Origin of the sequence: Cellulomonas pasadenensis (genome assembly GCF_047229365.1) — a bacterium.
In the GTDB taxonomy this organism is placed as follows: domain Bacteria; phylum Actinomycetota; class Actinomycetes; order Actinomycetales; family Cellulomonadaceae; genus Cellulomonas.
Genome location: NZ_JBFTEP010000036.1, coordinates 19,085 through 29,286, shown reverse-complemented (window position 1 = coordinate 29,286; position 10,202 = coordinate 19,085). Strand labels below are relative to the sequence as shown.

Annotated in this window: 8 protein-coding genes; 2 read left to right on the top strand and 6 right to left on the bottom strand. The window is 75.8% G+C overall.

The window, feature by feature from the left end:
- The 3 genes from AB6N23_RS07380 to AB6N23_RS07370 form a co-directional block, all read right to left on the bottom strand.
- Nucleotides 1–1,356 (bottom strand): dihydroxyacetone kinase family protein (locus AB6N23_RS07380; protein ID WP_412865440.1); only part of this gene is annotated, 1,356 nt, incomplete at its 3' end.
- Nucleotides 1,353–2,240, bottom strand: a complete 888-nt coding sequence (locus tag AB6N23_RS07375; protein WP_412865439.1) for an NAD(P)-dependent oxidoreductase — start codon at nt 2,238–2,240, stop codon at nt 1,353–1,355. The genes AB6N23_RS07375 and AB6N23_RS07380, both read right to left, overlap by 4 nt.
- Nucleotides 2,237–3,211 (bottom strand): sugar phosphate isomerase/epimerase family protein, encoded by a 975-nt coding sequence (locus tag AB6N23_RS07370; RefSeq protein ID WP_412865438.1) that lies wholly within the window; start codon nt 3,209–3,211, stop codon nt 2,237–2,239. The genes AB6N23_RS07375 and AB6N23_RS07370 overlap by 4 nt, the downstream gene beginning before the upstream one ends.
- 193 nt (nt 3,212–3,404) lie before the next feature.
- Here AB6N23_RS07370 and AB6N23_RS07365 point away from each other — a divergent pair, with 193 nt between their 5' ends.
- Nucleotides 3,405–4,445, top strand: coding sequence for a LacI family DNA-binding transcriptional regulator (locus AB6N23_RS07365; protein WP_412865437.1), 1,041 nt, complete (start codon nt 3,405–3,407; stop codon nt 4,443–4,445).
- A 188-nt stretch (nt 4,446–4,633) separates the two neighbouring features.
- Nucleotides 4,634–6,403, top strand: a complete 1,770-nt coding sequence (locus AB6N23_RS07360) for an ABC transporter ATP-binding protein (protein WP_412865436.1) — start codon at nt 4,634–4,636, stop codon at nt 6,401–6,403.
- A gap of 226 nt (nt 6,404–6,629) precedes the next feature.
- On the opposite strand, the gene AB6N23_RS07355 is transcribed toward AB6N23_RS07360, so the two are convergent.
- From AB6N23_RS07355 to AB6N23_RS07345, 3 genes are read right to left on the bottom strand one after another with little or no spacing between them, the layout of a single operon-like run.
- A complete protein-coding gene (locus AB6N23_RS07355) occupies nt 6,630–7,181 on the bottom strand; it encodes an NUDIX domain-containing protein (protein WP_412865435.1) in 552 nt (183 codons plus the stop codon).
- A 32-nt stretch (nt 7,182–7,213) separates the two neighbouring features.
- Nucleotides 7,214–9,181, bottom strand: a complete 1,968-nt coding sequence (locus AB6N23_RS07350; RefSeq protein ID WP_412865434.1) for a glycoside hydrolase family 15 protein — start codon at nt 9,179–9,181, stop codon at nt 7,214–7,216.
- The gene (locus AB6N23_RS07345) at nt 9,178–10,071 is read right to left on the bottom strand and encodes an SDR family oxidoreductase (protein WP_412865433.1); all 894 of its coding nucleotides are present in this window, start codon (nt 10,069–10,071) and stop codon (nt 9,178–9,180) included. Before AB6N23_RS07345 ends, AB6N23_RS07350 begins: the two co-directional genes overlap by 4 nt.
- Nucleotides 10,072–10,202 lie beyond the last annotated feature (131 nt).

The following is a 10,202-nucleotide window of genomic DNA, read 5'->3' as shown; positions in this document are numbered from 1 at the left end:
CCCCCCCCCCCCCCCCCCCCCCCCCCCCCCCGCTGCACCCCTACGACGCCATCCGCGATCGGCGTAAGAGTCTCGTGGGCTCGTAGATGTGTATACGAGCCAGGCCCCGGTCAGCGCCGCGACGACGGCGGGCGCCTCGGCGGCGTCGCGGTCGTCGACGACGGCCGGCGCGGCGGGCTGCGTCCCGGCGGACGTCGCGGACGCGCCGGCGACGGACGCACCTGCCACGGACGCACCTGCCTCGGACGGACGGGGAGCGGGCGGCCCGGCGGCCGTCGGCCCCCCGACCGACGGCCCGTCCGACGCCCTCGCCACCGCCCCCGCCGCCGACCGCCCACCGGCAGCCCCCGCCCCCGCCGCGTCGCCGTCGCGCCGGAACGCGGGCGTGCGCGCCGGCGCGCACCACAGCCGCTCGAGCGCGTCGTCCAGCCACACGAGCGTGAGGGAGCACCCGGCCATGTCGAGGCTGGTCACCAGCTCGCCGACCTCGGGCCGCACGACCTCGAGGCCCGCGGCGTCGAGCCGCGCCCGCACGGCGCGCCACAGCACGAACAGCTCCTCGTACTTGGTGCGCCCGAGCCCGTTGACCAGCGCCGCGACCCGCGGGCCGGCGTCGGCCGGCCGCTCCTCGAGCAGCCGGTCGACCAGCAGCGTCGCGAGCTCGCCCGCGGTGCAGGCCGGCACCTCCCCGATGCCCGGCTCGCCGTGGATCCCGACCCCGAGGCCGACGACGCCGTCCGGCACGGTGAACAGCGGCGTGGACGCGCCGGGCAGCGTGCAGCCGTCGAACGCGACGCCGAGCGTGCGCGTGCGGTCGTTGGCGAGGGTCGCGGCGGCGACGACGTCGTCGAGCGACCCGCCCGCGGCCGCGGCGGCGCCGGCGGCCTTGAACACGACGAGGTCGCCGGCGATGCCGCGCCGGCGCTCGACCTCGTCGGCGGGTGCGGAGGCGACGTCGTCCGTCACGACGAGGAAGTGCGCCGGGACGCCGCGGCGGCGCAGCTCGTCGCGCGCGAGCGTGAAGTTCATGACGTCGCCGGCGTAGTTGCCGGTGAGCAGGAGCACGCCCGCGTCGCCGGCGGCCGCGGCGGCCACCGAGACGGCGTCGGCGGTCGACGGCGACGTGAAGACGTTGCCGACGACGGCGCCGTGCGCGAGACCCGGCCCGACGACCCCGCAGAACGCCGGGTAGTGCCCCGACCCGCCGCCGACCACGACCGCGACCTCGGCCCGCGGCGCGGCCACGGCGCGCACCACCCCGCCCGGGACGCGCCGCACCTGGTCGCCGTACAGGTCGACGAACCCGTCGAGGGCGTCCTCGACGAACCGTGCCGGGTCGTCGGCGAGCGGGCTCACCACGTCTGCTCACCGGTGAGGAGCGTCGCGACGACCGAGTCGTCGTCGGCGTCGTGGCCGGCCGCGGACACGGTGCGGTAGAGCTGCTCGGCGGCCGCCGCGACGGGCGTCGCGACCTTGAGCCGGCGCGTCAGGTCGCCGACGATGCCCATGTCCTTGCCGATGACGTCGAGCCGGGAGCGCAGCGGCGGCTCCTCGCCGCGCAGCCGGGCGGCGATGCGCGGGCCGCGGTCGGCGAGCATGAACGAGGCGGCGGCGCCCTGCGACAGCACCGCGACGCACGCGTCGAGGTCGAGGCCGAGGCGGTGCGCGAGCGCCAGCGCCTCGGCCGCGGCGGCGGTGTGGATGCCGCACAGCAGCTGGTTGACGGTCTTGAGCTGCTGGCCGGCGCCGATGCCGCCGACCACGGTGAGCGACGACGCGAGGGCGTCGAGGACGGGACGGGCGGCCGCGAGGGCGTCGTCGTCCGCGCCGACCATGACCAGCAGGTCGCCGGCGCCGGCACGCACGGGCCCGCCGGAGACGGGCGCGTCGACGGTGCGGATGCCGCGCGCGGCGAGCGCGTCGGCGACGGCGCGGACGGCCTCCTCCCCCACGGTCGACGTCACGACGACGACGGCGCCGGCCGGCAGCGACTCGGCGAGCCCGCCCGGGCCGAGCGCGAGCGCGTCCAGCTGCGCGCCGTCCCGCACGCCGACGACGACGACGTCGGTGCCCGTGCAGGCGTCGGCGACCGACGCGGCGGCGGTCGCCCCCGCCTCGACGGCGAGCGCGACCCGCGCGGGTGCGACGTCGAACCCGACGACGTCGAAGGTGCGGGCGAGCGTCGTCGCCATGGGCAGCCCCATGGCGCCGAGGCCGAGGACCGCGACGCGGGCGCTCACCGGGCGCCCGCCGTCGCGCCGCGCCCGTCGAGCACCGACGCGCGCGCCTCGCCCGTGGCGACCGCCAGCATGCGGCGGAGGTACCGCGCGTTGCGCGCGGCGACCGACAGGCCGTCGCCGCCGTAGTGCTCGACGCAGAACGGGCCGGTGTACCCCGCCTCGAGGGCGGTGCGGACGGCCGTGCGGTAGCTGACCGAGCCCATCTCCATGGGGGCCGGCAGCGCGACGACGGTGCCGGCGGCGCGGTCCTCGTCGCGCAGGTAGCTCTTGACGTGCCAGTAGTTCGACACGGGCAGGCACGCCTCGACCGCCGACTGGAAGTTCTCGATGCGGCGGTGCAGGCGGAACAGGTTGCCCAGGTCGGGGTTGAGGCCGACCGCGTCGTCGCCGATGTCGTGCACCAGGCGCACGGCCGACTCGGCGGTGCCGAGCAGCGTGTCCTCGTACATCTCGAGCGAGAGCACGAGGCCGACCTCGCGGGCGTGCCGGCCGAGCTCGCGCAGGCGCGTGACGGCCAGCGCCCACGTGTCGTCGTCGCGCTCGTCGACGGGCCCCTGCTCGGTCCAGAACCAGAAGGCGTCGCGCTGCGCGGGCAGCAGCGGGCGGTGCAGGCCGACGCTGACGACGCGGCAGCCGAGGGCCGCGGCGGCGTCGATCGTGCGGTGCGAGTACGCGAGGTTGTCCTCGCCCGTCGCCGGGTCGATGACGGAGCGGCGGATCGCCGACAGCGCGACGGGGTCGAGGCCGACCGCGGCGACGGCGTCGCCCAGCTCGGCGCGCCGCGACGGCGCGAGATCGCCGGGCCGGACCCACGAGTCCGTGAGGTCGACCTCGGTGAAGCCCTCGTACGCCACCTCCGCGAGGTGGTCGACCCAGGTGTCCGCCGGGGCGTCCTGCGAGGCGGGGAACGGCAGCATCGCGGCGGCGATCGGCCACTCCTGGCTGGTCGGGCGGGGGGCGGGGATGCTCATGCGGACGGGCCTCTTCCGTTCTCGTCGTCGAAAACTTTTCGCCCGGTTCGGCGTCCATCGGACGGTAGTTTTCGGCTCGCACCGGTGTCAACGGGCGACGAGCGCACCCGAGAGGCGACGCCCGGGCCCGTCGCGGGTTTGAAGTTTTCGACGCGCCGGGACTACCGTCGCGCCGACAGGAAGGGGCACCGCCATGCCGGCAACCGGGCCGCGCCCGACGCTCACCGCCGTCGCCGACCGCGCCGGCGTGTCCATCGCGACCGCGTCCAAGGTGCTCAACCGGCACACCGACGTCGCCCCCGCCACGCGCGCCCGCGTCGAGACCGCCGTCGCCGAGCTCGGGTACCGCACGCCGGGCGCCCGCCGCGCGGACGGCCGCCGCACGGTCGAGTTCCTCGTCGACGTGCTGGACAGCCCGTACGCGATGGAGGTGCTGCGCGGCGTCACGCTCGCCGCCGAGGAGGTCGACGTCGACGTCACCGTCTCGCGCGTGCGCGGCGGCGACCGCCCGGAGCCCGCGTCGAGCTGGACCCGCCGCCTGGTCACCGCCCGGCGCACCGGCGCCATCGTCGTCACCGCGCAGGTCACGGGGACGACGTACGCGAGCATCGCCCGGGCGCGGGTGCCCGTCGTCGTCGTCGACCCGCTGCACCTGACGACGCCCGAGCTGGTCTCCGTCGGCTCGACCAACTGGTCCGGCGGCCGCACGGCGACCGAGCACCTGCTGGGCCTCGGTCACACGCGGATCGGCGTGGTCGGCGGCCCGGAGGCGTCCATCAGCGCCGTCGCGCGCGTCGACGGCTTCCGCTCCGCGTACCAGCGCGCCGGCCTGACGCCCGACCCGGACCTCGTGCGGCACGTCGCCTTCGACCGGGACGCCGCCCTGCACGCCGCCGACGCCATGCTGCGCCTGCCCGACCGACCCACCGCCGTGCTCGCGAGCAGCGACGTCCAGGCGCTCGGCGTGCTCGAGGCCGCCCGCCGGCTCGGGCTCGCCGTCCCGCGGGACCTGTCGGTCGTCGGGTACGACGACACGTACCTCGCCGCCTGGACGAACCCGCCGCTGACCTGCGTGCACCAGCCGCTGCAGGACATCGGCCGGGTCGCCCTGCGCACGGTCCTCGGCATGGACGAGGGCCGCCTGCCCGACGCGCACCACATCGAGCTCGCCACGTCCCTCGTGGTGCGCGACTCGACCGCCCCGCCCCCGCCGGGGCCGGACGGGCGCCGCTGACGCCCACCGCCACGCCGAGCGCGGTAGATGCGCATCGAGTGCGGGTGTTGCCACCACCGCACTCGTGACGCATGGACCGCGGTCGACGGCGGGGTGCCGGAGGGGCGTCGAGGTGACGCACGGGTGGCGGCGCCCCCGGATGGCGGACTGCGCTTTCCATGCGGCCGGACGCGGGTGAGGATGGGCCGGTGACCTCCCCCGCCTCGCGGCGAACCCCCGTCGACGTCGACGGGCAGCACCCCGTCCGGTCCGTCCTCCGCCTCCTGCGCATGCACCGCCGTCGCGTCGGCGCGGCGGTGTTCTTCTTCGCGCTCAAGGACACGCCGCTGTGGCTCATGCCGTTCATCACGGCGCGCGTCATCGACGTCGTCGTCGCCCGCGGGTCGCTGCGTGAGCTCGGCGTCTGGGCGGCGGTCGCCTTCGTCGCGCTGCTGCAGAACTACCCGAACCACGTCATGTACACGAAGCTGTTCATGGGTGCGGTCCGGCAGATCGGCGCCGACCTGCGCAACGCGCTCGCCGCGCGGCTGCAGAGCCTGTCCATCGGCTTCCACACGCGCATGTCCGCGTCGATCGTGCAGACCAAGGTCGTGCGCGACGTCGAGAACGTCGAGCTGATGCTGCAGCAGGTCACGCACCCGCTGCTGTCCTCGTCGATGGTCGTCATGGGTGCCGTCGTCACGACCGCGACGTCGGTGCCGCAGTTCCTGCCCGTGTACGCGCTGACCATCCCGCTCGCCGTGCTGCTGCGGTACGGGCTCGCGCGCCGCTCGCGCGAGCGCAACGAGGCGTTCCGCAAGCAGGTCGAGCGGTTCTCCGCGCGCGTCGGCGAGATGGCGACGCTCATGCCGATCACCCGCGCGCACGGGCTCGAGGCCACGGCGCAGGAACGCGTCGCCGAGGGCGCGGAGGGCGTGCGCACGTCCGGGTACGAGCTGGACGTCCTCAACGGGCGGTTCGCGTCGCTGTCCTGGGTGGGGCTGCAGCTCCTCGGCGTCGGCTGCCTCGTGCTCGCCGCGGCGGCCGCGCTCACCGGGTGGTTCCCCGTCACGGCGGGGCAGGTGGTGCTGCTGTCGTCGAACTTCGCGCTCATCACCGGCGGCGTGACGCAGCTGCTCATGCTGCTGCCGGTCGCCGCGCGCGGCACCGAGTCGGTGCGCTCGATCGCCGAGGTGCTCGCCGAGCCCGACGTCGAGCAGAACGCCGGCAAGGCCGCCGTGCGCGCGGTCGAGGGCCGGCTCACGTTCGACACCGTGCACTTCCGGTACCCCGACGCCGACGCGCACGCCCTCGACGGCATCGACCTCGACGTGCGCCCGGGCGAGACCGTCGCGTTCGTCGGGCCGTCCGGGTCCGGCAAGTCCACCGTGCTCAACCTCGCGCTCGGGTTCCTGCGGCCGACGTCGGGCCGGCTGCTGCTCGACGGCGTCGACGCCGCCACGCTCGACCTGCGCACGTTCCGCCGGCACGTGTCCGTGGTGCCGCAGGAGTCGGTGCTCTTCGAGGGGTCGATCCGCGACAACGTCACCTACGGGCTCGGGCACGTGGACGACGCACGGGTGCGGGCCGCCCTCGAGGACGCCAACGCCGCCGAGATCGTCGACGCCCTGCCCGACGGGTGGGACACCGTCGTGGGCGAGCGCGGCGCACGGCTGTCCGGCGGGCAGCGTCAGCGCATCGCCATCGCCCGGGCGCTCGTGCGCGACCCGCGCGTGCTGCTGCTCGACGAGGCGACGTCCGCGCTCGACCCCGAGTCGGAGGCGCTCGTGCGCGACGCCCTCACGCGGCTGATGCGCGGTCGCACCACCCTCGTGGTCGCCCACCGCCTCTCCACCATCCGCGACGCCGACCGGATCGTCGTGCTCGAGGCGGGGCACGTGGTGGAGGTCGGCCGGCACGAGGAGCTGATGACGGCGGGCGGCCGCTACGCGCGCCTGGAACGCGCCCAGCGCGTCTGACCCCGGTCCGTCCCCCCGCACCACCGAGCGCGGTACCTCGCACCGAGCGCGGCAGGTGCACCACCCGCCCTCGGCGGGAGGTGCCGCACTCGGCGGGGGCCTCGTCGAGTGCGTTAGATGCGTCGCGAGTGCGGGTGGTGCGACCACCGCAGTGGTGACGCATGTACCGCACTGGGCGGGTGCGGTGCGTGGTGGGCCGTCCGGGTGCGGCCGCGGGCGGGGCGGGTCAGGCGAGGCGGCCCAGGTGGAGAGCCGCGAGCGCGAGCGCGGTGACCGTCTCGCCGTCGCGGATGCGTCCGTCGCGGACCATCTCGAGCACCTCGGCGAACGGCACGGTGCGCACCTGCGTGATGCCCTCGTGGGCCTGCTCGTGGGCGGTGGCGGCGGCGTCCCCGGCGGGCGCGAGGCCGCGGGCGACGAAGACGTGCTCGGGCGCGCGGGCGATGCCGTTGAGGGCCTCGGTGACACCGAGGTGCACCCACTCGGCGGCGACGAGCCCGGCCTCCTCGGCGAGCTCGCGCTGCGCGGCGACGAGCGGCTCCTGCCCGTCCGTGCCGCCGGCGGGGACCTCCACGGACACCGGTCCGGTCGTGTACCGGTCGGTCGTCACGAGCACGACCTCGTCGTCGTCGGTGAGCGCGACGACGAAGACGGACGGCCGCAGCTCGACCCAGCCGTACAGCGCCGGGCTGCCGTCGGGTGCGCGGGCGTCGTCCTCGCGCACGACGATCCACGGGTTCTCGTACACGACGCGGGAGGACACGGTCTGCCAGGCCATGCCCCGACGCTAGGCCACCGCGGGCGTGGCGCTCAGGTGCCGGTGGGTGCCGCCGAGCGCCACGGGTCCCGCGAGCGGGTCTGCGGGTGCTCCGGCGGCTCCTCGGGCGGCGGGTACGGGGCCTGCTCGGGGTCGACGACGTGCGCGTCGTCGTCGCCGCCGACCGCGAGCGCGGCGTGCACGAGCGCCAGGTGCGAGAGGGCCTGCGGCAGGTTGCCGAGGAACTCGCCCGTGCGGGCGTCGATCATCTCGCCCCAGATCCCCACGTCGTTGGCGTGCTCGAGGAGCCCGTCCATCCACGTCCGCGCCTCGTCGACGCGGCCCAGCAGGGCGGCGGCGCGCACGCCCCAGAACGCGCACGCGACGAACGTGCCCTCCTCGTCCTGCATGCCGGAGTACCGCCACAGCAGCGGCCCGGCGCCCAGCTCGGCGCGGACGGCGTCGAGCGTCGACCCCAGCCGCTCGGGCGTGTCGAACTCCTGCTCCACGAACAGCAGCACCGACGCGTCGAGCGCGTCCGTGCCGGGGTGCATGACGTAGGCGCCCTTCGCGTCGGACCAGCACTCGGCACGCACCCACGCAGCGATGGCGTCGGCCTCGGCGCGCCACCGGTCGGCGTCGCCGGGCAGGTGCCCCTCGTCGGCGAGGTGCGCCGCGCACAGCAGCGCGTGCCGGCAGCCCAGCGCCGACGACGTGTACCGGCGCTCGTCCGTGAGCTCCCAGATGCCCGCGTCGGGCTGCCGCCAGGCGTCGCAGGCGCGGTCGGCGATGCCCGCGAGCACCCGACCCGTCTCGGCGTCGAGCAGGTTGCCGGCGTCGACGTAGGTACGCACGACGCCCATGAGGTCGCCGTAGGTGCCGAGCTGGAGCTGGCGGGACGCCCGGTTGCCGTCGACGACCGGCCCGATGCCGCGCCAGCCGGGGACGTCGCGCTCGGCACGGCCGTGCGCCAGCTCGCCGTCGAGGGTGAAGAAGACCGACGGCGGGTGCCGGGCGACGGTGCGCAGCGTCCAGCCCATCGCCGCGTGCGTCTCCTCGCGCAGGCCGAACCGCGTGAGCGCGTCCACCACGTACGCGACGTCGCGCACCCACGCGTAGCGGTAGTCCCAGTTCTTGCCGCCGGCCCACGACTCGGGCAGGGCGGTGGTGCCCGCGGCCGCGATGGAGCCGGTCGGCGCGTGCACCAGCAGCTTGAGCGCGAGCGCGCTTCGCTGCACGGCCTGCGCCCACGGCCCGTCGTAGTGGAACTCGCGCGTCCACACGCGCCAGTTCTCCACGGTGCGCTCGATGCCGGCGTCCATGAGCTCGGGGTCCGGCACGAACACCGGCTCGTCCCGCGTGCCCGCGAGCCCGACCACGTGCCGCGAGCCGGGCGCCGTCGCGAGCACGCCCGCGACCTCGCGGTCGTCCACGTGCGTCGTCATCTCCCCCAGCGTGGCGACGACGAGCGACACGCCGTCGACCGTGACGACCGGCCCGCGCCGCGTCCGGCGCACCCACGGCGACGCCATCCCGAGCATCGTCCCCGGTGCGACCCGCCACGCCATCGGGACGCTGCCGCGCACGCCCTCGACGCGGCGCACCAGCTCGCACCACGGCAGCCGCCCCGCGACGCCGGTGGTCATCGCGTCGGTGACGCGGACCTCGCCGGTGTCGGTGACGAACCGCGTCACCAGCACGTTCGTCCCGGGCACGTACTCGCGCGCCACCTCGAACGGGACGGTCGGCGCGAGCTCGACCCGTCCGCCCTGGTCGGCGTCGAGGAGCGCCGCGAACACGGGCCGTGCGTCGAGCACGGGCACCGGGAACCAGTCGATGCGACCGTCCTCGGCGACCAGCGCGACGGTGCGGCCGTCGCCGATCGCCGCGTACGAGCGGAGCGCGACGTAGCCGTCCTCACGCGGCGCCGGAGCCCGGAGCCGGTCGGCGTCGCGCCGACCGGACCCCGGGATGCCGTCGTCCGCCGTCAGCGAGTCCGGCAGCGCCGCGTCGTCGATCACGGGGTCGGCATCCCGCCCGTCACCGCGATCGTCGCGCCGCTGACGTAGCTGGACTCCTGGGAGGCGAGGAACACGAACGCGGGCGCGAGCTCGGCGGGCTGCCCCGCGCGGCCGTAGGGCGTCTGCTCGCCGAACTCCGGGAGCGCCTCGGGCGGCTGACCGCCCGCGGCCTGCAGCGGCGTCCACACCGGGCCGGGTGCGACCACGTTGACGCGGATGCCCTTGGGCGCGAGCTGCCCGGCGAGCGCCTTGGAGATCGTGTTGATCGCGGCCTTCGTCGTCGCGTAGTCGACGAGGTTCGGCGACGGCTGGTACGCCTGGATGGAGCTGGTGTTGATGATCGACGCACCCTTGGGCAGGTGCGGCAGCGCCTCCTGCACGATCCAGAACAGCGCGTGCACGTTGGTGCGGAACGTCTGGTCGAAGCTCTCGCTCGTCAGGTCCGCGAGGTCCTCGACGTGCTGCTGGCGCCCCGCGATGTTCGCGATCACGTCGATGCCGCCGAGCTCCTCGACGGTCGTCCGCACCAGGCCGCGCGCGACCTGCTCGTCCGAGACGTCCCCGGGCGCGAGGACGCACCGGCGCCCGGCCTCCTCGACGTGGCGCCGCACGACCTCGGCGTCCTCCTGCTCCTGGGGCAGGTACGACAGGACGACGTCGGCGCCCTCGCGGGCGAACGCCACCGCGACGGCCCGTCCGATCCCGGAGTCGCCGCCGGTGACGAGCGCCTTGCGGCCCTCGAGCCGTCCGCTGCCGCGGTAGGTGTCGAAGCCGTGGTCGGCGGTGGGGGTGAGGTCGGCGTCGAGGCCGGGACCGTCGAGCGTCTGCTCGGGGATCTCCGGCTGCGGGTACTGCGCGATCGGGTCCGTCATCGTGTACTGGTCGGCCACGGTGGGCTCCTGTCGTGAGTGGTCGAGGGCGTCGGTTCGTGCGGACGGGCGGTCGGCCACGGTGCCGGACCGACCCGGCCGGCGTGCGGCCGGGCCGTCGGCGCCGTGCGTCGTGCCGCCGGCGGCGGGGC

What these genes read in the sequence shown, in the direction of transcription:
- AB6N23_RS07370 (WP_412865438.1), bottom strand. Translation starts at nt 3,211, where the DNA reads ATGAGCATCCCCGCCCCCCGCCCGACCAGCCAGGAGTGGCCGATCGCC.
- AB6N23_RS07365 (WP_412865437.1), top strand. Translation starts at nt 3,405, where the DNA reads ATGCCGGCAACCGGGCCGCGCCCGACGCTCACCGCCGTCGCCGACCGC.
- AB6N23_RS07355 (WP_412865435.1), bottom strand. Translation starts at nt 7,181, where the DNA reads ATGGCCTGGCAGACCGTGTCCTCCCGCGTCGTGTACGAGAACCCGTGG.